Below are 21739 nucleotides of genomic sequence, written 5' to 3' on the forward strand. Positions count from 1 at the left end.
TCAGTTTGCGATCACCAAGCCAATCGAGAGGAAAGATGCTCGCCGAAGAGGCCTATCTGTTCACACCCCAAATCGCCGCCCTGCCGGTCGCTGGCGCCACGTCCCGATTCCCGATCCGGCGCCTTTACTGCGTCGGCCGCAATTATGTCTCGCACATTCGCGAGATGAAGGAGGGCGACGAGCGTGATCCCCCATTTTTCTTTCAAAAGCCGGCCGATGCGCTGGTCTTCGATGGCGGCAATGTGCCTTACCCGCCGGCCACCACAGACTTTCAATATGAGGTCGAACTCGTCGTCGCCATTGGAACCGCCGGCGCATCCATTCCCCTGAACGACGCCCTGAAACATGTCTACGGCTACGCAATCGGCATCGACATGACGCGGCGCGATCTGCAACGCGAAGCGCGCGAGCGCCAGCTTCCCTGGGAGCCGGGGAAGTCTTTCGATCATTCGGCGCCGTGCGGCCCGCTCTTCCCAAAGGAAGATGTCGGCGACATCGCTTCTGGCGCAATCAGCCTTTCGGTGAATGGCATCCCGCATCAGCAAGCCGATCTGAAGCAGATGATCTGGAACGTGCCCGAGATCATCGCGAATCTGTCCAAGCAATATCGGCTCGAGCCGGGCGACCTCATTTTCACCGGCACGCCGGCCGGCGTCGGCCCCGTGCAAATCAACGATCGGATCGAGGCGACGATCGCGGGCCTCGGGTCGCTGTCCGTTACGATCACGTCGAAGGAGGTTTGAGGTGCTGCCCACCGAACGTATCGATTACGCTCCTATCGCCGGCCGCAAGCCGCTTCACCTCCCCGATGGCAAGCGTCTGATCGTCTGGGTCATCGTAAACGTGGAGGAATGGAACGCGCGTGAAACGATGCCGCGCACGGTGCTGACGCCGCCTGCCGGCGGATCGCCCTCCCCCGATATCCCGAATTGGGCATGGCACGAATACGGTAATCGCGTCGGATTCTGGCGCATGCTGGAGGTTTTTGACGATCTCAAAATTCCGGCCGTGCTTGCGATCAACGGGTCGGCGATCAACGCCTATGAGGCGATCGCGCGTGCCGCGCTCGATCGCAAATGGGAGTTTATCGGCCACGGCTTTACGCAGAAAAATATGCAGAAGGTCGACGACGAAAGCGAAGATATCCGCAAGACAACGGACGCGATCAAGGCTTTCACCGGGCGGCCGCCACGCGGCTGGCTTGGGCCGGGGCTGACCGAAACGTGGAATACGCCCGATCTCCTCAAGAAAATGGGCTATGATTACGTCTGCGACTGGGTCTTGGATGACCAACCCGTCGTGCTGCGCACCGCGCATGGTCCGCTCGTCAACGTACCCTATACGCAGGAGTGCAACGACGTGGCGATGATGCTGATCCAGCATCACAAAGCCTCCGAATACCGCGACCGCGCCATCGATCAATTCGAGCAGATCTATGCCGATTCCAAGGATAGCGCGCGTGTCATGGCGCTGGTCGTACATCCTTACATCATGGGCGCGCCGCATCGGCTGCGTTACTTCCGCGAAGCGTTGCAGCATATCGCCGGCAAGCCCGATGTCGCCTGGTGGACGGGCGAGCAAATCCTCGATTGGTACACCGGCCAAAGCGCCTGACTCTCATAAGTACGAGACCATATCTGATGAGCAAAAGTCTATCTGCCTGCGCGATCGCAATCGGGCTTCTCTTCGCGGGCCTCGATTCGGCAAGTTCTGCCAACGCACCGCTCGAAAAACTGACGGTCAACGTCTTCCCCGGCGGCTTCAACTGGCCACTGTTCGTCGCCCGCGACAAAGGTTTCTTCACCCAGCAAGGGCTTGAAGTCGCGGCGCAGCCGACCACGGGCTCGGTCGCACAAATGTCGGGCCTTGCATCCGGTAAGTTCGATATTGCCATGACGGCTGTCGATAACATCGTCGCCTATGTTGAAGGCGAGGGCGACAAGTCGGTCGGTAAACAACCGGACTTTTTCGGCTTCATGGGAAGCGACAGCGGCTTCCTCAGCCTGGTCAGCGTTCCGGAAATCAAATCCATTGGCGAACTGCGCGGCAAAACGCTTTTGGTGGATGCGCGCAGCACCGGATACGCCTTCGTTCTTTATGACATGCTGCGACGCGCCGGCTTCAAGCGCACGGACTATCGGGTCGTCCCGGCCGGCGGCATGGTGCAACGCTGGGCGGCGATGCAAAAGAACAGCGGCGCCGCCACGCTTCTCTCGACACCCTTCGATATCCTCGCCAAGGACAAAGGCTTCCATCAATTGTCGTGGGCGACGCAGGTGATCGGGCCTTATCAGGGCAATGTCGCCGCAACCAAACGCGCCTGGGCCACTGCTCATCGCCAAGAGGTGCTGGGCTATATCCGCGCATACGCAGCGGCGATCGACTGGCTCTACAAGCCCGGCAACCGCGACGAAGCGATCCGCATTCTGCGCACCAACCTGCCGAATATGCCGGAAAAGCTCGCCGAGCAGACCTATGGCGAATTGCTTGACCCCAAGGCCGGATTTTTCCGGAACGCCAGGGTGAACATGGACGGACTGCAGACCGTGCTGCGCCTGCGCAGCACCTATGGCAGCGGCCCGAAACTTGACGACCCCTCTCGCTATTACGACGCCAGCTATTGGGCAGATGCCATGAAAGCCCTCGCGAAATAGAAGCCACTGAGAGAGTGCCATCATGCCGACGGATCAGATGATCGATTATGTCCCAGATAACCGCGTTGACTCCGGCGCGGGCGTGAATGCCGTGCGGATCGCGGGCGTCGGTATGTTCGTCCTCCTTCTTGCCACCTATTCGCTTAATGCGATGGACCGGCAGATCTTCCCGCTTTTGCTGAACGACGTTCGGCACCAATATGGGTTTTCGCTTTCAAGCGGCGGCCTGCTTTCGACGGTCTTCACATTCGGGATGGCCTGCGCCGGGCTGCCGACCGGCTGGCTGATGGCGCATCTGTCGCGACGCGCGACCGTGCAGATCGGCATCGTGATCTTTTCGGCGGCGACTGTCCTGACGGCGTTGGCGCCGGGCTTTTGGACCATGATGTTTTGCCGTGGCCTGACCGGCATCGGCGAAGCCATGCAGCTCACGGCGCTGCTAGCCATCGCGGGAAGTTACTTTGCCAAACATCGCTCGCTTGCCGTCGGCGCCGTGAACACATCTTTCGGCATCGGCGCCATCATCGGCCCGGCACTGGGAGGCGCGATCCTCGCCTCGTATCATAGCTGGCACGCGCCGATGTTTGCCTTTGGCGCTTTGGGCTTTATCGCCATTGCGCTGATCGCGATCTTCGTTCGTCCCTGGCTGAGTGAAGCAACCGTCAGCGCGTCGACCGAGGGCGCCCATGTCGGCCAGGGCTCTGAAACCCTGCTGAACCGGCACACGATTTTACTGAGCGTCCTGAGTCTTATCGGTGGATTGATCATCTACGGTTATCTCGGGATGTATCCGAGTTTTCTGCGGACGCATCTCGGCTATTCGCCGCAAGCCGCTGGCAATGTCATGGCCTTCTTTGGCTTCGGCGTCCTTGCGTCCGTCGCCGGCGGTGCGATCGGCGATCGTCTGGCAGCGCGCGTTCTGCTTCCCGTGGCGTTCCTCGGCGGTGGCCCAATCGGCTTCGGCCTTTTTCACGGGCCGTCGAATTTCGCCGTACAGGCCGGGCTATCGTTTCTCTGGGGACTGATCGTCAGCGGCACCGTCTATGTCAATCTTGCCGCCTATCATGTCAAAGCTGTCGCCCCCCGGTTGGCGGGGCGGAGCTCCGGAATTTTCGTGACAACGCTTTATGCGTCATCGTCAGTCGCTGGCTATGTTTTCGGCGCCTTGGCAACCTGGCTCGGGTGGACGCGCGCCGCCGATTTGCAGATCGTATGCCTGTGCCTTGCGGGCGCGCTGCTCGCGACATGTCTCGGGAGCAGACGCTCGGCTTAGTGGTATCGCCAAGCGAGCGACTCGACATCAGCAATCGTGCGCGGTGATGGCCCGCGCATTCTTACCCGCCCGCGTCCTAAAGCGTGATGCTGATATTCTTCAGCTGCGTGAAGGATTCAATCTCGCCGCTGTATTCCTCGCGCCCGATTCCGGAAAGTTTATAGCCTCCGAACGGCGCGCCGAGATAATGCGTGGCGGAATTATTGACCCAGATATAACCCGCTTCCACCGCTGCCGCCGTGCGGTGCACCGTCGCGAGATCTTTCGTATAGATCGCCGCCGTCAGCCCATAATCCACATCATTCACGTCTTCGAGCATTTTGGCCTCGTCACTCCAGCGCAGGACGGAGAGAACCGGGCCGAATATTTCTTCGCGTGCGATTTGCATCGAGGTATCGACGTTGATGAAGATCGTCGGATTGACGAAATGACCCGCAGCCAAAGCCGGATCGCTCGGCCGGTCGCCGCCCAAAGCAAGCGTCGCGCCTTCCGAAATACCGAGCTCGATATAATGCAGGACACGATCGAGATGCGCTTTGGAAATAAGCGTCCCCATCGTCGTTTGCGGATCGACAGGATTGCCGGGCTTGTAGGTTTTCGCCTTTTCCACAATGCCGGCAACCACCGCGTCATGAATCGAGTCGTGCAGGAAGAGGCGCGACGTCGAACCGCAGGATTGTCCGCACCAGGAAAAATTCATTCCCCGCACTGCGCCGTCGATAGCTTTCGCAATATCGGCGTCGGGATAGACGATCATCGCGTTCTTGCCGCCAAGTTCGAGGATGACCTTTTTCAGGTAAGGCGCGGCGGCGCTGTTGCAGGCCTTGCCGCTTTCGACGCTGCCGACCAACGACACGACGGGGGTTTTCTTATGTGTGGCAAGCGCCGCGCCGCAGGTGCGCCCACCCGACACCATATTCAGGACGCCCGGCGGCACGATTCCATCCAGCAATTCCATCAAACGATAGGCAGACAATGGGGCCTGCGGCGGCGGCTTCAGGATGATGGTGTTCCCCGTGACGAGCGGCGCGCCGATCCTCTGAGCCGCAAACATCAAGGGATGATTGTATGCGACGATGCGCGCACAGACGCCATAGGGCTCACGCACAGTCATATTCACAAGGTCTGGAATTGTCGGAAGGATCTCGCCTTTCACTTCCAGTGCGAGGCCAGCGAAATACTCAATCTGGCTGGCGCCTTTTTGAACGTCGTTGATTAATTCACGGACTGGGTTGCCGCAATTTAGAGCATCAAGCGTCGCGAGTTCTTCCGCATTGGTCCTCAAAACCTGCGCGATTTTCTTTAGGATCGCTCCGCGTTCGCGCGGCGCGACACGCCGCCATGTCGCAAAGGCACGGTGCGCGGCCTCGACGGCTGCATCGACATCGGCCTCATTGGCTTCGGCCGCCTGTCCAAGACTTTCGCCGGTCGCAGGATTGAATGTTTCTAAATAGCCCCCGCACGGTTCATGCCATTCACCGCCATAGAAAAGTCCGCGATGCTTAGGCAGATATGCTGTGAAATCAACGTGAGAGCTTTGTTCACGCTGTTCAATTCCTTTGCTCACGCACCGTCTCCTTCTGCCTGTCACCCCGCACGGCGCGCATGCAATTCCCATTCAGCCATTTATATGCCACGCTCTTGGCAGGCATGAATATTGTATTACAATCGGACATTATTGTTCAAGGTCTACGACGGAGCCAGGCTCCCCCTAAGAGGAATATGTGATGTCGGATTCAGCAGTAACAGGGCCCTCTCAGGTGGCAGCGCCGGCACCGACCGCTGGCGTGCAAAGCGCGGCATATCGCTGGGTTATGGTCGTCGTGCTTCTAATCGCGGTCACTGCCGCATTCTTCGACCGCATCAATATTGCCGTCCTCTTCACTAACCCGGATTTCAAACACGCGATCGGCGTCGGCAATAATCCCGCGATGCTCGGCCTGTTGATGACCGGCTTTGTCGTCGCCTATGGCGTTTCGGCACTCATCCTCAGCTTCACGTCCGATGTTTTCGGCCCGCGGCGGACCTTGTCGGTTATTGCGCTGCTGCTCGGCGTGATCATGGCGATCATGGGTGGTGCAGCGTCTTACGCTATGATGCTGACTGGGCGCGTGCTGATCGGCCTCACGGAAGGTCCGCAATTTGGCTCCACGAATGTGGCCGTCAAGCAATGGTTTCCTCCCCACGAGCGCGGCCTCGCTTCGGCGATCTGGGGTATCGGTGCGCCGCTCGGCTCGATGATCGGTTTTCCGCTCGTCATCCTGCTCGTTGCCAATTATGGCTGGCGCGCTTCGTTCTATGTTCTCGCGGCGCTGAACATCCTCGTCGTTCTGCCGGCCGCATGGTTTCTCGTGCGCGACAAGCCGCAGGCCGCGAAGACCGCGATCTCCGACGCCGAAGCCATGCCGTTTGGGGAAGCCATCCGGTTGCTTGTCTCCAACAAATTGTTCTGGCTGCTCGCGCTCTATGATTGCAGCGCCATGGTCTATCTGTGGGGCCTCAACAGCTGGCTGCCCACCTACCTGCAAGTCGCGCGGCACTTCGATATCAAACATTCGAGCGTGTTTTCGTCCCTGCCCTTCCTGCTGATGATCGGCGGCTATTTTCTCGGCGGCTGGCTCGGCGACAAATGGCGGATCAAGGCCTGGCTTTGCATGGTCGGCATGATTGGTGCGGGCCTGCTCGTCTATGCGGCGAGCATCGTTGCAAGCCCGACCAGCTCGGCGCTGCTGATTGCGCTGAGCGCCGGATCCTGGGGTCTCACCGTCCCGACATTGTTCGCGATGGGCACCGAAGTCATTCCGCCCAAGGTCACGGCCATGGGCTTTGGCATCTATGCCGGTCTTGCCAACATCTTCGGTGCGTTGACGCCCGTTCTGATGGGCATGGTCATCGGCAAGTCCGGTAATTACGCAGGCGGCCTTCTCGTCATCACCTTCGCCTGCGTGATCCTGTCCTTTACCATGATCCCGCTGTTGCGGCGTCACTGACGCAGCGGGCCATCATTCTTGTCAAAATCGAAAGATAGCCGCGGCGAATACGATTATGTCATCGTCGGCGCGGGTTCGGCGGGATGCGTCCTCGCCAACCGGCTGACCGAGGATCGCGACGTCACCGTCCTTCTTCTCGAAGCAGGCGGGTGGGATCGCGATCCCTGGATTCACATTCCGCTTGGTTGGGGGCGAATTCTTCTCAACCGACTGCACGACTGGAATTATTCCGTCGAGCCTCAGCCAGAGGTGAACGGCCGCGCCCTCGAATGCATACGCGGGCGGGTGATCGGTGGCTCGTCGTCGATCAATGCAATGGCTTATGTGCGCGGCCATAAGGGCGACTATGCGCGCTGGGCCGCAAATGGTCTTCCGGAATGGTCCTACGAAAAAGTCCTGCCCTATTTCCGGCGACAAGAATCCTGGGAAGGCGGCGAGGATTTCTATCGCGGCGGCAATGGGCCCGTGGCGACACAGAACAGTCGCTACAAGGACACGCTCGTCGACGCCTATATCGCGGCCGGTACGGAAGCGGGCTTTCCCTTCAATCCAGATTACAACGGCGCCGAGCAGGAGGGCTTTTCGCGCGGTCAGTTGACGATCCGCAATGGCCGCCGTTGCAGCGCGGCCGTCGCTTACCTCCACCCGACCCTGCGTCGTCCGAATCTCAGCGTCGAAGTTCATGCCCTCGCGCATCGTATCGTCATGGAGGGAACGCGCGCCGTCGGCCTCGTCTATCGACAAGGCGATGAGATCAAGACGGTCCGCGCGCGGCGCGAAGTCATCCTTTCCGGCGGTGTCATCAACACGCCGCAGCTTCTGATGCTTTCAGGAATTGGCAACGCCGACGCGTTGCGCGGTCACAATATTTCGCCGGTGATCGATCTGCCTGGCGTCGGTGCCAATCTGCAAGACCAGATGTCGGTCGGTGTCTTCTATCGGCGGCGCGAGCCGGGGCCGCTTCGCAAGGCGATGCGTCTCGATCGGATCGGATTTGCTCTCGGCAATGCCTATTTTCGTGGCCAGGGTATCGCGAGCGACTTGCCCACGGGCGCCATGGCCTTCCTGCGCACCAGTGCACAAGAGCCGATGCCTGATGTACAGATTCTTTTCAACGCGGCGCCTTTCAGTGCGCGCCCTTATCTGGCACCCTTTTCACCACCTTATCAGGATGGCTTTGCCGCACGCGTTGTCGCGCTGCGGCCGGAGAGCCGCGGTAAGGTCGAACTCGCCTCCGCCGACCCCAGCCAAGCGCCGCGTATCAGCCAGAACTTTTTCGCCCACGATATCGACGTGAAGAAGATCGCCGATATCGTTCGGATGGCGCGCGACGTTGCCAGTCAACCCGCGCTGAAACCTTATCTCGCAGCGGAGATTGCGCCCGGATCTTCGGTCAAGAGCGTCGCGGAGATCGAGGCCTATATCCGCCAGACCTCGATCACGGTGCATCACCCGGCCTGCACCTGCCGTATGGGACCCGCTGGCGATCCGCTCGCGGTGGTCGATCGGGAAATGAAGGTTTTTGGCACGGAAGGTCTGCGGGTCGTCGACGCCTCCGTCATGCCGGACATGATCGGCGCCAATATCAATGCGGCTGTCATCATGATCGCTGAAAAAGCTGCCGACTTCATTGCAGGCCGGCCGATCCTTCCCGCCGCGACTCTCAACCGCTAGAAGCTAACCCGGCAAGTTCGACTGCGAGGCCTCGCCTCGCGGCAAGCACACTCTCGCCAATTGCATTTGCACGTCAGCATAAAAAAGAAGGGCGCAGCTTACTGAGCTGCGCCCTTCTTCCCTCAAAGAAACGCGGACTGGAGGCAAGGACGGCCGCGTTTCAAGTATGATGTGTTGTTTGATTAGCCGCCACCGCCAAGCCGCGGCATACCCAGCGTCTCCGGCAGGAACGCCGAGAAGGCGACGCCGATGATCGTGTCATGGTGGAGAGTTGAGACCGGACGCGTGTTGACCTGATCCGGATTCCAAACGTATTCGAAATTCGGCTTCAGAACCATGCCGGGCGCCAGCGCGATGCCGTAATTGAGCTCGATGAAAGCTTCATGCGGATTGTAGTTTCCGGGCATGCGTTCCAGGTTCAGAGTCGTATCGACAAAGTTCGTATAGGCGCCGCTCATATTGATCGCTTCACCCATGAAGTTGACCGTATCGTAAGGCCGGCCGGCGAAAGGACCGTTGAACGAGAGGCCGGCAAAATAGGCGTTGGTAATATTGGCCTCGCCGCTCGTCTGAATATTGCCACCCGCGAACAAGGTCAGAGCACGATTGGTCGCCATATCCGGGCGCCAGACCGCCTGTTCGGCCTGCAACCAGATGCCGCTCTTGCCGTGATCGAGACGCGGCGCACCGCCGGCGGTCAACCTGTTTTGACCGGCAGCATTGTCGATCGGATCGACATAATCGCCGGTATCGTAATAGCCGCCCACGGCATACGACTTCGGATAGGGATCATCCTTGAACGTCGTGCGATAACCAATCTGGACCGGAATGGTCGCGCCGCGAATCTTATCTGTCGACCAATCTTCACCCGGCCAACCCCAATGGCCAATCGTCGCGAGGTTTGGCTGATCCGCGAAAATGCCCGCATGGAAGTAAAAGTGCTGCGGGAGCTTCACCTGCGCGATGCCAGCCCAGGACGCGGTGTCATAGGCCGGATAGCCCTTCGTGAAGGCATAGCCGGCGGGAAGCGCGCACATCGCGTAAATAAATTCGCAATAGACGCGTTCGGTGTCGAACTCCGTTCCAACTGGCACGCGACCGGCGCGGATGTCGACAAGCCCGCCGAAGTTCTGCTCGTACGAGAATTCGTTCAGGCGGACACCGGCCTGCAACGCGAAGGCGCGGTTGTAAACATAGAAGCTGCCCGTGCGATTCGTGAACGGAAGGCCGGATAATTCATTCATCTGGAAATGGAACGATCCGCCCTTAATACCGGCGATCTTGCCCATATCCAGATCGACGCCGAAGAGGTTGAACCCTTCGAAGATCGTACCCGTCCTGAGGCCGCCGTTTGTAAGGCCGATGCCCTGCTGCAAGGTGCGGCCCGTCAGATAAATGCCTTTGTCGGCCAAATAATCGCCGACCGGCTTTCCATACGGACGCAGATTGAAGAAATAGCCCTCTGGCACGCCGGAGTCCGGATAAGCCGTAGGCGGACCGGGTGGAATGCCGAGCGGCGACGCGCTTGTGCCTTTGTCAGACTGGCCTGCGAGTGCCTGTTGCGACACACCCCCCGCGGCACAGACGACCAGCGGCACGAGGACCGCAAGCCGCTGAAAATGTGAGCAGATCGCTTTCATTTAACCCCCTCAGATCACGTAAAATACATAGATTCTGGTTTTTTTCTTCAACCGGGTGACTATCACGCACGACTCATGCCAAAATTGTCATGTTGTCTGACAATCAACATAACCCTTATATGCGACAGCTTAGCGCATGACAAATCTTCGTTAGCTTCCAGGAGGAGCATTTTAGCACTCGGCCTACGATTACTGAGCCGTCGACCGGTAAACGATCACCTTGTCCCAAAAGGGACACTGGTGCTTCGTCGCGAATTTTGCGTCGCTGAACGTCGAAAAGCCGCCAATATCTTCGTCGAGATAAAGTCCGTTCGGCGTATAACGCGGCCACGGCTTCGCGCCCTGCCTATTTGGGTTGCCGGTTTGCGCAAAATTTGCCCACGCATTGACGAGTGCATCGGCAAGTCTTTGCTGCGCGCCAGTCAAGGGATGCGATTGGCCGAGACGGCCACCGTGATAAAGCGGCCAGTAATATTGAATGTCGCCGGTGTGATAGGCGAGGAATTTGAATCCCGGCAGTGGCGGCCAATAGGATGGCGCGGTCTGGTCGCGAAATTCATACGTATAGACCGGCGTTTGCGTCGCCAGAATATTTGCGACGTGCCGCAGTTTGCAGGCCGATAAATTCAAACGGCCACCGTCTGTTTCGACCGCGCTCCATTGCAATTCCGGACTTGGATAGGCGCTGAGCGGATAGTGTGCATTCACCGCCGCGATCGTGCCAACCGGATAGGCAGGCGGTGAGTAGCCAGGGCCGGCATTGCCGCCATAGGTGGTTTTTAGATACGTTTGAAACTGCGCTTCGGTCAGTGGCTTCCGCGGCATTTCGCTGTATTCAGGAAACGCGACAAAATAAGCGCCTTCATTTTCAACGTTGCCGATCATCAGCGGCACATGGTTGAACTTACCACTTTCAAAGGCGTCGATAACCACCTTCGGCAAGATCGTGCCATCGGCGATATTGTTGGCCACGAAAGGCGGATGCGCGAAGGAGAGGATTTTCGCGGTCGGAAGTTTGCGCAGACATTGTGCAACGGCTGGCGTTACGCCAGCGCCGCATCCGGCGGCGACCGCGAACGCGATGCCCTTCGCTTCGGCAAAAGACAAAGGCGTCAAGGTCGGCATCGCGCCACTTTGCAGGATCGCGTGCGTGAAAAGACCCTTATCGAGCGGCGAAAGAACCTCGGCGCCAACGTTTGTAGCGCCAGCTGATTGACCAGCAATCGTTATATTTGCCGCGTCGCCGCCAAAGGCCGCGATATTGTCGTGCACCCAGCGCAGCGCAAATTGATTATCGAGGATGCCGTAATTGCCGAATAAATGACCTTCATGGTCAAGCGCCGGATGAGCCAGAAAGCCGAAAAGGTTGAGGCGATAATTGAAGGTGACGACGACAGTATGCCCTTGAAGCGCGAGCTTGCTTCCATCGTAGTCGTTGCTTTCTCCTTCAAAGTCACCGCCGCCATAGCTCCAGAGAATTACCGGTAATTTTTTATGCGACGCTCCCGCCGGCGCAAAAATATTGATGTAAAGACAATCTTCGCTCGTCGATGTCGGGCCGGAAAACGGCGAATTCTCGATCTGCGCGCAAGTCGGTCCAAAGGCGGTCGCTTTGATAACGCCAGTCCAGGGCGCATGCACGACCGGCGGCCGCCAACGCAGGTTTCCGATCGGCGGCGCCGCATACGGAATGCCGAAAAATTCGGCGAGGCCGCCCTTCGTGAGTCCCTGAACACGCCCCTGCTTGGTTTGAACTATAGGGCCGAGATCATGTTGTTCGGAGTCGCTGGCGGCGGAGGCACGCGCTCTTGTCTCTGCGGCGACACAAACAATCAACATCGCCGCAATGGCCGACCGCTGAAGAAATAGGCTGATCCCCGTCATTTCGTCCCTCGTGTCTAAAAAGCCGAATGCTGGTGTCTTCGACTGCCAGTGCCACTCATCCACGCACGTACATTGTCTTGGTGTCAGACAACCCTCACGCGGATCATGCGTGAACTTTGTCAAAAAAGCCCAGGGTGCGTTGGACGCGCCCTGGGCCATTTCGGATTCAAGTCCTCGAATTCCGGAAATCGCAGGCGCGCGCCGCGTTCACGTCGCGGGCTTGAAACGCAACATCGGCAAAAGCGCCAGGGATCCGAGCACACTTGCGACGACGATCACAAGCAGGCCGGCTTTGTAGCTGCCCGTCCCCGCAACGATGAAGCCGATCACTGCCGGGGCGCAGGCGCCGACAAGATTGCCAATACCGTTGATGATGCCGATACCCGTCGACGTCGTGCCTACCGGAAGTACACGCAGCGCCAGTGCATATTGCGTAGGAATGCCGAAGCCCCAGGCCGCAGCGCTGAATGCAATAATCACCGCCGCGAGCTGCGGCTGCTCCACCTGCGTCGCGATATACATCAGGACACCAGCCGCAAACAGGCCGGAACTGCTCAAGAGCGCATATTTGCCTGTCCGGTCGGCGATATATCCGCCAATCAGCTCTGCGAAAAACATGAGGATGAACGGAAGCGCCGAGTAAATCCCCATATGATGCAGATCGAAATGACGGACGCGCTGCAGATAGGTCGGCAGCCAGCTATTCAGGCCCCAGAGATAGGTCAGCAGACCCGTGCCAAAGCCGGTCAGCATCCAGACCTTTTTGTCGGCAAGCAAAAGGCGCACATCGGCGAGACGGACGGCGCTGCGCTTAACTTCGACCGGCGCATCGTTCGCCACCGGCGGGTTATCCTTCACCACGCCAAGGATCAGCGGCATGACCAGCAAAAAGTTGAATGCGCCAAGCACATAGAACGAGGCGCGCCAGCCGTAATTCGAGACGAGCCAGATAGTCAAAGGAAAGCCGATCGCAGACCCGATCGGACTTCCAACCATCCAGAGCGCATTGGCCCGCGCCTGCTCATGCCGCGGAAACCAGCGCTGGACGGTCTTCGAAATCAAAGAGAACTGCGGTCCTTCGCTGAGGCCGAGCAACACGCGATAGAAAATCATACTGCCATACGAACCGCAGGCACCCATGATGAACATCAACACGCCCCAGACGCCCGATGCAAAGCCGAGCGTCCGGCGCGGCCCGAAAAGGTCGCCGCCGAAACTCAAAAAGATCGAAGAAAGCGCATAGGCCAACAGAAAGGCCGTCATCAGCATGCCGAGAGCCGCCGGATGAAAGTCCGTACCCATCGCGGCATTGAATCCGTGGTCCGTAAACAGAACCGCGACGCTGATCCGATCAAAAAAGCCAGTGATGACCGAAACGAGCAGGACGACCGCGATAACCCAGCGCAAGGGCGAATGCGCAACTCTTTGCACCAGCCCCGACGGCCCCGCGCTTTTTTTGTTCAGATCGCCCTCACCTCGCACGGCGAACTCCGTCATAACCGAACCCTTTCACGTCAGTACGGCTAGGAACTAGCCGTTTGTATGAATGTCTGACGATCTACAATCAAGAATCAGGCCATTGCCCGTGCTTCCCGGACACTGCTGATCAAAGATGATCGCAACAGAAACGCGCGGGCGCGCACCCGGTCCTCGGCGGTCGCACGCAGCTCGTCGAAATCCGCCCGTCGCGCCTCCGGCGACTTGGGCTCGAGGCGCTTTTTATTGGCGATTGTCTGCTGCTGGACATATTCGATATTCAACGCACGGCGGCGTTGTGCGTAATTATCGAGCAGCGCCTCATCCGCGCCATGCATGGCGACGGCGGCGAGCGCAACCACAGCATCCATCGCGTCATGAATGCCAAAGTTGAGCCCTAATCCGCCAAGCGGATTGTTGACATGCGCCGCATCGCCCGCGAGCAGGATGCGCCCGGCCCGAAACGTCGCCGCCACCCGCTGATGCACGCGGTAAAGATTACGATGGATGAGCTGATACGGCCGGTCAAGCGGGTAGGCGCGCTCAAGCCGCCATGCGACGGCAGCATCCGACAGCGCTTCCTCGTCAGTCTCGTCCGGCCGCGTCGGTGACACGACGCGCCAGCGCCCTTGCCCGTCGTCGCCCGCGACCTTGAAGATGCTGACCCACTCGCCTTCTCCAGCTAGGTAATTGCGATAGCAGCATTTCATGTGCTTTTGCATATCGTCGAGCACGGTGAGAACGATAAAGCGCTCCGGCCAGGTATAACCCTCGAACTCGATGCCGAGATTTTTCCGCATGGTGCTGCGGCCGCCGTCGGCGGCAATCACCCAATCGGCGTCGACCGTAGCGCGTTCGCCGTCAGTCTCGACCTCCAACGTGACACGATCGGCATTTTGCACGCACGAGGTGACGCGTGTACCGAAATGTATCGCGCAGCCAAAACTCCGTAAGGCATCAAGGCCCATGTGCGCGAGCTTGTGCTGCTCCGTCTGCACAGCGAAAGGAAACGGCGTGTCGTCACGTAATACGGCGTGATCGAATGTCGCGACCAGAGAATGACTCTCGCGATCCCAGAACTGGAAATCACGCGCCACGAGCCCTTCGGCGAGAAAGCGATCCAGCAGGCCCAGCCGATGGATCATTTCAAGGGTGGATGGATGCGTCGTTGCCGCGCGCGGACTACGATCAACTTCGAGCGCGCTTTCAAAAATCGTAACGTCGAAGCCCGCCTGTGCGGCGGCGAGAGCCGCGACGACGCCGACGGGCCCGGCGCCGACGACGACAAGTTTGAATTGGCGAGTCAACGCCTTGTTCCGCGGAAAATAAGCATTTCCCGCGTAGCCTGACTGAGACGGCGAGGACTGTCGATGTCCATTTTGGCATAACAGATAGAGCCGTCGCGTGCTCGCTGAAGCGTGGAAACCAATCTATCGTTCGCGTCGAAAAGCCCGTCACGCTTTTCATTTGCCTCCGGAGGCCGGTCCAGTACCGGCCTCCTTTTCAACAAGGAAAGAATTTGGATCTGCAGCTACAAGGTAAGCTTGCCCTGGTCACAGGCGGCAGCGCGGGGATTGGCCGCGCCGTTGCGCGCCTCTTGACCATCGAGGGGTGCCGCGTCGCCATCGTTGGCCGGGACGAAGCGCGACTCGCGGCGCTGCGTGCAGAGCCCGGCATGGAAAACCCGCTTACATTTCGCGCCGATCTGTCTGAGCCTGAGGCCGCCGCCCGCGTCGCGAACGATCTTTTCACGCAAGCCGGTGTTCCCGACATTCTCGTCAACAGTGTCGGTGCCGCGCAGGGAGGCCTTTTCTGGGAGCTTGACGATCAGGTCTGGAACGATGCTTTCAACCTGAAATTCATGGGCACCGTGCGCATGTTGCGCGCGATTCTGCCGCATATGGTTGCGCGGGGCTCAGGCAATATCGTCACGATCGTCGGCAACAATGGCCGCCAGCCAGGCGCACGTTTTCTGCCCGGCTCCTCGGCCAATGCGGCGCTCCTCGCGCTCACCAAAGGCCTCGCCGATGAGGTCGCGGCGAAGGGTGTCGTTGTCAATGCCGTGAATCCCGGCCCGACGCGCACCGGCCGCTGGAATGGCTTGATGGCCAAAGCCGCCGCAAACAGCGGCCGCAGCGTTGCGGACGTGGAAGCCGGCCATATCGCCGCTATTCCGCGCGGCGTCCTGAACGAGCCGGAAGAAATCGCGCGCTACGTCGTCTTTCTCTGTTCGCCCCTTGCTACAGCTGCGCTCGGCACGTCGCTCACGATCGACGGCGGCGCGACGCGTGCCTTGGCATGACGCAAACGGTCAAGGAGCCTTGATGTCAAACCCGCGTATCCCCTACCAGCTCGGTTCGGTCCAAGCGAACCTGCCGCTCCTACGCGGCAAGCGGTTAATCGTCCAATTCATCGTCAACATCGAAGCTTGGCTCTTCGGCGGGAAAATGCCGCGGACGATCGTAACGCCGCCGCAAGGGATCGATCATATCCCCGACATTCCGAACTTCTGCTGGGCGGAATATGGAATGCGCCTCGGCATGAAGCGCTTGATCGACGAATTTTCCAGCCGCAGGATTCCCGTCGGCGCGAGCATCAATGCGGGCGTGATCGACATTTACCCCGAGTGCGCCGAGGCCGTTCGCACGGCTGGGTGGGAGTTCATCGCCCACGGCATGTACCAGAAGGCGATCCAGGGTGAGGCCGATGAGTCTGGGCTCATTTGCGCTGTTCTCGACAAGATCGAAGCTTTCACGGGTAAACGGCCGCGTGGCTGGCTCGGCCCCGGCCTACGCCAAAGTCTCACAACGGCGGATCATCTCGCCGCGCACGGCATCGAATATACGTTCGATTGGAATGTTGACGACATACCATGCGAGATGATGACATCCGGCGCTCGCTTGTTTGCTATGCCTTATACGCAGGATCTGAACGACAGCATCATCTACGCCATCGAGCGCCATGCCACCGGCGAATTCCTCAACAGGATTGCGCGCACGCTCGCCGCTTACGAGACTGAGCCGGGGCCGCATGTGATTTCGATGGGTCTGCATCCGCACCTGATGGGCGTCCCCCATCGCCTGCATGAGATGCAACAGATCCTCGATCTCTTCCAGTCGCGAGCGGATGTCGTCTTCACGATGCCTGCCGAAACTATGGATTGGTACAAGGCGGCGACAGAGTCGCGAACGCCAGCGCTCGCACAATAAAAACTTTGGCACAGGACAGGTTCATGACCAGCATCTACGGCTCGCGCGGAAAGATCGGAATCGTCTTTCCATCGGTCAACACCGTCATCGAGACGGAAAGCGCCATGCTCGCGCCGCCCGGCGTCACCAATCATGCCGCACGCATCACGGTCGTCGAGCGTCCATTGAACACAGAACAAGCCTTCATGGAGCATGTCCAGGCGATGCGCTCCGGCATCATCGGCGCGATAGATCAGGTCATGACCTGCTCCCCCAGCCACATCATCATGGGTGTCGCACTGGAAGCCTTTTGGGGCGGCGTCGCCCAAGCGGACAAGCTTCAGCACGATCTCGAAGTGCACACCGGGCTCGGCGTTTCGATGGGCGGCAGCGCAAGCGTTCACGCCCTCAAGGCTCTCGGCATCCGGCGCATCGCAATCCTGACGCCACATCTGCCGCGCGGCGACGAGATGGTCCGGCTCTACTTCGAAGAGGCCGGGTTCGATATCGTCAAACTCATCGGCATGAAGCGCGGGACGCCACAATCGATTGCGACGACAAGCACGGATGAAATTCGTGGCGCGCTGCACGAACTCGCTGCCGTCGATGCAGAGGCTATTGTTCAAGTCGGCACCAATCTGCCGATGAAAGATATGGGTGTTGCCGCGGAAAGATGGCTGGGAAAGCCGGTGCTGTGCATCAATGTCGTCACCTATTGGGATGCGCTTCGGCGCATGGGCATCACCGACAAGCTTTATGGGCAAGGATTGATCTTTGAGCGCTTCTGACCGCTCGGAAATGGACGTAGAGAGGCAAGCCCGTGTGCTCGACTTTGGTCGCGCCTTCGAGCTTTTCCCTGACGATGTACTCGAAGCGGCACAACGGGCGGCGAACGAACGCGCTGCGCTGACGGCACCGGACGATCCATCCTGCGAGCCTTGGCCGCCGATGCAATGCCCGCACGATGACTGAATTGTATGAGCTCAGCATCGAGGCAGTCAAAACCCGTTTCCTCGCACGCTCATTGAAGCCGAGCGATTATCTCGACGCCCTGCTCGCACGGCTTGCGGCGTATGACGACGCAATTCACAGCATGGTCGCTATCGACGCCGCGCGTGCGAAAGCCGCCGCCATCGAGGCCGATGCGGCCTATGCTGCTGGGGCGCCGCGCGGTCCACTCGACGGCATTCCTGTCGCGATCAAAGATGTGATCGATGTCGCTGGCCTGCCGACGACGTGCTATTCACGCCTACTTTTAGATAATATCGCTGCTGGCGACGCAGCCGCGGTCGCGGCGTTGCGACGGGCTGGCGCGATCATCCTGGGAAAATCGGCGACGCATGAATTTGCGATCGGCGGTCCTGCTTTCGATCTTCCCTTTCCGCCCGCGCGCAATCCGTGGAATATCGCACATCATCCGGGGGGTTCGTCGTCCGGCTCCGGCGCGGGCGCCGCCGCCGGGTTATTCCCTGGAGCCATCGGCACCGACACCGGCGGCTCGGTGCGCCATCCCGCGAGCGCCTGCGGCATTGTCGGATTGAAGCCGACTTACGACGCGATTTCCCGTTCCGGTGTATTTCCCCTCGCCTTTTCGCTCGACCATGTCGGCAGCCTGGCCCGAACAGTCGCGGACGCCGCGCTGTTGTGTGACGTGATGGCCGAAGGACGTGCCGCCGCCACGCATCAAATCGGCCAGCCGATCCGCGGTGTGAAAGTCGGCTACGTCAAACACTTCCACACCGCAGATATGATTGCGGATGCAGAAGTCGCCGACGCGCTCGATGCCGCCGCCACGCGTCTGGTCGATCTTGGCGCCGAGGTCCGCGAAATCACCCTTCCAAGCCTGCTCGCCTTCGCCGCCGTCAATCGCATCATTCTTCAATCGGAAGCTGTTGCCGTGCATGGCAAATGGCTGCGCGAGACGCCCGAAGCCTATTGTCGCCTTAGCCGTCGCGGCATCTTGCCGGGCATTTTTCTTTCGGCTGAGGATTTGATTCAAGCGCAGCGGCAACGACGCCAATTGATTGAGGCTGTCGAATCTGCCTTCCGCGATGTGGACGTTCTGTTGACCGCAAGTTCGATGGAAACCGCTTGTCGGATCGATGACGAGGCCGAAATTGCGCGTACCTATGGACGTCAGGCACGCACGCCGTTCAATGTGACCGGCCATCCAGCGATCGCGTTACGCAGCGGAATGAGCAACGCCGGCCTACCACTCTCACTGCAGATCGCCGGACGCTACCACGATGAGGCGCTCATCTGCCGCGTCGCAGCCACTATCGAATTACCATCATCGATTCCGTCTCTCCAATTCGCGGCGCGCTAAGCCGATGAGAGATTTATTGAGCGCCGTGTCGTGGCCGTTTTTGACAATCGCCGTCGGGACCTTCGGCGGCACCATTGCGGCCGGTCTGAACATTCCGCTTGGCTGGCTGATCGGCGCGATGGTTTTCACCGGCACTCTGTGCTGTTTTTACGATCAGGCACGCGTTCCGGTTGGCTTGCGTTATCTCGGCCAGACGGTCATTGGCCTGTCCGCGGGCTTGTCGCTGACGCCGGTTCTTCTGGGTCACGCACTGACGTTCACGCCCTATATCTTGGGCGGGGTCTTCATCTCGATCGGCCTGGGCCTTGCGCTTTCTGGCTTTCTTGCACGCGCCGCAAATCTCGATCCCACGACAGCCTTCTTCGCCAGCGTTCCGGGCGGTGTCGCTGAAATGTCCAATCTGGCGGAACGCTATGGCGGCGACGTCGCTGCGGTCGCAATCGCCCAGACGTTGCGCATCTTCATGGCCGTGCTGACCGTGCCGTTTCTGGCGCGAGTCTTCGGCCACAGTGCGGGTCATCACGCGCCTCTCGCGGCGGGAACGCTAGCGACGCCCGGCCTCCTTGCCCTCCTCGCCACCCTTGCAACGATTCTGTCCTGGATTCTCATGCAGCGGCGCATTCCGAACGCATGGCTCCTCGGCGCAATGGCTGTCGGCGCTGGCGCGGCGCTGACAACAGCAACGCGATTTAGCGTCCCAACCTGGAGCCTCGACCTCGCGCAGATATTGATCGGAACCTCACTGGGCGCGCGCTTGCGGCGAAAGGCCCTGCGCAGCCATCGCCGCCTGCTCCCGACCACGATTGCCTCTACGGCGCTCCTGCTGGCCGGCAATCTCGTGCTTGGTCTGAGTCTCGCGGCGCTGACGGGCGCAGGGTTGACCACGGCCATTCTGAGCACATCGCCCGGCGGTCTTGCGGAAATGAGCCTGACCGCAATCGCTCTGAAGGCCGACGTCAGCCTCGTCGTTGCCTTTCATCTGGCGCGCACGTTGATTGTGGCGCTTAGCAGCCTGCCGCTTTACGCGGCGACGCGCAGGCTAAGCGGACGCAAGGCGTCGCCTTGAAGCCGCGATCTGCACAACGTTCGCGGGCCGCTGCGGTTTATCGCCGGGCTTCCGCCCGCCCTCGGACGTGAAAGTGATGGCGACCTGATCGCGTAATGCATTTCTTACGGTGCGCATTGCCGCCGTGAACGGCCGGTTTTGCGCTGCTGCCAGAACAAACGTATTGACGATCGGCGGATCGACAATGCGGCAGACACGCAGCGTACCGGCCAGCGTTTCCTGATACACGCAGCCGATCGGCAGGATCGTGTAAATGCCACCGTCCTTGATCAGCTCTTTAATGACCGTCAGCGAATCGACGTCGCTTTCCACGCTCAATTTCACGCCGGCCTCCGCACTGACGCGATCGATTTGCCGGCGCAGGCCGTGATCTGGACCAGGGATCGCGAGCGGCAGAGTCGCGATATCGCGCAGCGCAATTATGGTTTCGTTGCCGCGCACAAGCGCGCCCGGCGGAGTCTTCGGCCCGATGAGGAACAGGTCCTCCGACGAGAGCGGCTCAACCGCGATCGAGGGCGCGTGGCGCGCATCGTGTAAAATCGCCATATCGACGCGGCCGGACACAAGCCACTCGTGGATATGCCCGGAGAAGCCATCGATCAGGCTAAGCTCGATATGGGGATAGCGTGCCTTTAAGGCGCGTAACACCGGAGCGCCGACCAGTCCAGCCATCGACGTTGGCAGGCCGAGTGTCACCTGGCCAGCAGGCGCGTCGCTATCTTGCGCCGCCGTGTCGTAGGCCTCTTTAAGCTGAGTGATGAGAACCGACACGGTCGCGTGAAATTGGCTCCCAGCCGGCGTCAGCGCAACACCGCGACCGTTGCGATAAAGCAATTTCGAGCCGAGCTGTTCTTCGAGACGGCGCACATGGCGGCTCAGACCGGGCTGGCCGATCGACATCGCCGCGGCAGCCTTGGAAAAACTGCCGCTGCGGACGACGGCGCAAAAGCATTCAAGCTGCTGAACGTCTATCATTTTCGGCACTCACACATATTCGCAACCGACGCGAAATACGTGCCAAGTCCCGGATGATGCCTATTCCGCTGGCTTCACAGCTTCGGACCCGTGCAGCCGATGATAGGCACTCCTGAAAAAAACGAGTGGCCGGCGCCCTTCGTGCGGCGTCCGCGCGAAAGATAATATGCGCCCAAGAACAATCAGATGATCGCCGGCATCGTGCTGCGCAAACTTGGCGCATTCAAACCACGCCAATGCCTCGTCGAGCAGCGGCACTTCAGCGGCCGTTCCTCGGCGTGGCGACAGGCCACTCCATTTGTCGCTGAGTGCGCGCGCGAATTTCGTCGATAGATGCTCCTGCTCTTCGGTCAGCACATTGATGGCGAAATGCGGTGCTGCCACCCAATCGTCAAATGAGTGCGCCGACTTTGCCAGCCCGAAAGAGACAAGCGGCGGATCGAGCGAAACGGACGAGAACGAACTTACCGTCACGCCAAGCTTTTCCCCCGCGCCGCTCAGTGCCGTGACGACCGCGACGCCCGTCGGGAAAAGACCAAGTGCGTCGCGGAATTCGCGTGCTGTGAAAGGGGAAGCCGACTGCGAAGTCATCC

19 protein-coding genes are annotated in these 21739 nt (G+C 59.7%); 12 read left to right on the forward strand and 7 right to left on the reverse strand.

The window, feature by feature from the left end; all coding sequences use genetic code 11:
- The first annotated feature begins 35 nt into the window (after nt 1-35).
- Genes WDN02_RS01290 through WDN02_RS01305 form a run of 4 tightly spaced genes read left to right on the forward strand, consistent with a single transcriptional unit; the run spans nt 36 to nt 3927 of the window.
- Nucleotides 36-743, forward strand: coding sequence for a fumarylacetoacetate hydrolase family protein (locus WDN02_RS01290; RefSeq protein WP_337291785.1), 708 nt, complete (start codon nt 36-38; stop codon nt 741-743).
- 1 nt (nt 744) lies between these two features.
- Entirely contained in the window at nt 745-1614 is an 870-nt protein-coding gene (locus WDN02_RS01295; protein WP_337291786.1) for a polysaccharide deacetylase family protein, read from the forward strand.
- 26 nt (nt 1615-1640) lie between these two features.
- On the forward strand, nt 1641-2654 hold the full coding sequence (locus WDN02_RS01300) for an ABC transporter substrate-binding protein (protein WP_337291787.1): 1014 nt from the start codon (nt 1641-1643) through the stop codon (nt 2652-2654).
- A 22-nt stretch (nt 2655-2676) separates the two neighbouring features.
- Complete coding sequence (locus tag WDN02_RS01305) at nt 2677-3927, forward strand: MFS transporter (RefSeq protein WP_337291788.1); 1251 nt, start codon at nt 2677-2679, stop codon at nt 3925-3927.
- A gap of 76 nt (nt 3928-4003) precedes the next feature.
- Here WDN02_RS01305 and WDN02_RS01310 read toward each other — a convergent pair whose 3' ends face one another.
- Complete coding sequence (locus WDN02_RS01310; RefSeq protein ID WP_337291789.1) at nt 4004-5494, reverse strand: aldehyde dehydrogenase family protein; 1491 nt, start codon at nt 5492-5494, stop codon at nt 4004-4006.
- A gap of 160 nt (nt 5495-5654) precedes the next feature.
- On the opposite strand from WDN02_RS01310, the gene WDN02_RS01315 reads away from it, so the two are divergent.
- Both WDN02_RS01315 and WDN02_RS01320 read left to right on the forward strand, forming a co-directional pair.
- Complete coding sequence (locus WDN02_RS01315; protein ID WP_337291790.1) at nt 5655-6917, forward strand: MFS transporter; 1263 nt, start codon at nt 5655-5657, stop codon at nt 6915-6917.
- A gap of 18 nt (nt 6918-6935) precedes the next feature.
- The gene (locus WDN02_RS01320) at nt 6936-8591 is read left to right on the forward strand and encodes a choline dehydrogenase (protein WP_337291791.1); all 1656 of its coding nucleotides are present in this window, start codon (nt 6936-6938) and stop codon (nt 8589-8591) included.
- Between the two features lie 182 nt (nt 8592-8773).
- On the opposite strand, the gene WDN02_RS01325 is transcribed toward WDN02_RS01320, so the two are convergent.
- The 4 genes from WDN02_RS01325 to WDN02_RS01340 form a co-directional block, all read right to left on the reverse strand.
- Nucleotides 8774-10231, reverse strand: a complete 1458-nt coding sequence (locus WDN02_RS01325) for a carbohydrate porin (RefSeq protein ID WP_337291792.1) — start codon at nt 10229-10231, stop codon at nt 8774-8776.
- A 189-nt stretch (nt 10232-10420) separates the two neighbouring features.
- A complete protein-coding gene (locus WDN02_RS01330) occupies nt 10421-12115 on the reverse strand; it encodes a carboxylesterase family protein (RefSeq protein WP_337291793.1) in 1695 nt (564 codons plus the stop codon).
- 207 nt (nt 12116-12322) lie between these two features.
- Nucleotides 12323-13612 (reverse strand): MFS transporter, encoded by a 1290-nt coding sequence (locus tag WDN02_RS01335; protein WP_337291794.1) that lies wholly within the window; start codon nt 13610-13612, stop codon nt 12323-12325.
- Nucleotides 13613-13686: 74 nt separating this feature from the next.
- Nucleotides 13687-14898 carry an FAD-dependent monooxygenase gene (locus WDN02_RS01340; protein ID WP_337291795.1) on the reverse strand — a complete coding sequence of 404 codons (1212 nt, stop codon included), beginning with the start codon at nt 14896-14898 and terminating at the stop codon, nt 13687-13689.
- Between the two features lie 212 nt (nt 14899-15110).
- Between WDN02_RS01340 and WDN02_RS01345 the strand changes: the two genes are divergently transcribed.
- The 6 genes from WDN02_RS01345 to WDN02_RS01370 are packed head-to-tail and all read left to right on the forward strand — an operon-like array spanning nt 15111 to nt 20171.
- The gene (locus tag WDN02_RS01345) at nt 15111-15893 is read left to right on the forward strand and encodes an SDR family NAD(P)-dependent oxidoreductase (RefSeq protein WP_337291796.1); all 783 of its coding nucleotides are present in this window, start codon (nt 15111-15113) and stop codon (nt 15891-15893) included.
- 22 nt (nt 15894-15915) lie between these two features.
- A complete protein-coding gene (locus WDN02_RS01350) occupies nt 15916-16800 on the forward strand; it encodes a hypothetical protein (RefSeq protein WP_337291797.1) in 885 nt (294 codons plus the stop codon).
- Between the two features lie 23 nt (nt 16801-16823).
- Nucleotides 16824-17567: an Asp/Glu racemase gene (locus WDN02_RS01355; RefSeq protein WP_337291798.1), complete on the forward strand. Its 744-nt coding sequence runs from the start codon at nt 16824-16826 to the stop codon at nt 17565-17567.
- Nucleotides 17554-17751, forward strand: a complete 198-nt coding sequence (locus WDN02_RS01360) for a hypothetical protein (protein ID WP_337291799.1) — start codon at nt 17554-17556, stop codon at nt 17749-17751. Before WDN02_RS01355 ends, WDN02_RS01360 begins: the two co-directional genes overlap by 14 nt.
- Nucleotides 17744-19105 carry an amidase gene (locus tag WDN02_RS01365; protein ID WP_337291800.1) on the forward strand — a complete coding sequence of 454 codons (1362 nt, stop codon included), beginning with the start codon at nt 17744-17746 and terminating at the stop codon, nt 19103-19105. Before WDN02_RS01360 ends, WDN02_RS01365 begins: the two co-directional genes overlap by 8 nt.
- A 25-nt stretch (nt 19106-19130) precedes the next feature.
- Nucleotides 19131-20171 carry an AbrB family transcriptional regulator gene (locus WDN02_RS01370; protein ID WP_337294834.1) on the forward strand — a complete coding sequence of 347 codons (1041 nt, stop codon included), beginning with the start codon at nt 19131-19133 and terminating at the stop codon, nt 20169-20171.
- On the opposite strand, the gene WDN02_RS01375 is transcribed toward WDN02_RS01370, so the two are convergent.
- Nucleotides 20145-21146 carry a LysR family transcriptional regulator gene (locus tag WDN02_RS01375; RefSeq protein WP_337291801.1) on the reverse strand — a complete coding sequence of 334 codons (1002 nt, stop codon included), beginning with the start codon at nt 21144-21146 and terminating at the stop codon, nt 20145-20147. The genes WDN02_RS01370 and WDN02_RS01375 overlap by 27 nt on opposite strands.
- A 60-nt stretch (nt 21147-21206) precedes the next feature.
- Entirely contained in the window at nt 21207-21737 is a 531-nt protein-coding gene (locus WDN02_RS01380; RefSeq protein ID WP_337291802.1) for a flavin reductase family protein, read from the reverse strand.
- Between the last annotated feature and the right edge of the window lie 2 nt (nt 21738-21739).

This window comes from Methylovirgula sp. (assembly GCF_037200945.1).
Lineage (GTDB): Bacteria > Pseudomonadota > Alphaproteobacteria > Rhizobiales > Beijerinckiaceae > Methylovirgula.

Bases quoted from the DNA above. Each gene is read 5' to 3' on its own strand.
- WDN02_RS01330 (WP_337291793.1), bottom strand. From the start codon at position 12,115: ATGACGGGGATCAGCCTATTTCTTCAGCGGTCGGCCATTGCGGCGATG.
- WDN02_RS01380 (WP_337291802.1), bottom strand. From the start codon at position 21,737: ATGACTTCGCAGTCGGCTTCCCCTTTCACAGCACGCGAATTCCGCGAC.
- WDN02_RS01365 (WP_337291800.1), top strand. From the start codon at position 17,744: ATGACTGAATTGTATGAGCTCAGCATCGAGGCAGTCAAAACCCGTTTC.
- WDN02_RS01290 (WP_337291785.1), top strand. From the start codon at position 36: ATGCTCGCCGAAGAGGCCTATCTGTTCACACCCCAAATCGCCGCCCTG.
- WDN02_RS01325 (WP_337291792.1), bottom strand. From the start codon at position 10,231: ATGAAAGCGATCTGCTCACATTTTCAGCGGCTTGCGGTCCTCGTGCCG.
- WDN02_RS01305 (WP_337291788.1), top strand. From the start codon at position 2,677: ATGCCGACGGATCAGATGATCGATTATGTCCCAGATAACCGCGTTGAC.
- WDN02_RS01300 (WP_337291787.1), top strand. From the start codon at position 1,641: ATGAGCAAAAGTCTATCTGCCTGCGCGATCGCAATCGGGCTTCTCTTC.
- WDN02_RS01375 (WP_337291801.1), bottom strand. From the start codon at position 21,146: ATGATAGACGTTCAGCAGCTTGAATGCTTTTGCGCCGTCGTCCGCAGC.
- WDN02_RS01335 (WP_337291794.1), bottom strand. From the start codon at position 13,612: ATGACGGAGTTCGCCGTGCGAGGTGAGGGCGATCTGAACAAAAAAAGC.
- WDN02_RS01350 (WP_337291797.1), top strand. From the start codon at position 15,916: ATGTCAAACCCGCGTATCCCCTACCAGCTCGGTTCGGTCCAAGCGAAC.
- WDN02_RS01355 (WP_337291798.1), top strand. From the start codon at position 16,824: ATGACCAGCATCTACGGCTCGCGCGGAAAGATCGGAATCGTCTTTCCA.
- WDN02_RS01315 (WP_337291790.1), top strand. From the start codon at position 5,655: ATGTCGGATTCAGCAGTAACAGGGCCCTCTCAGGTGGCAGCGCCGGCA.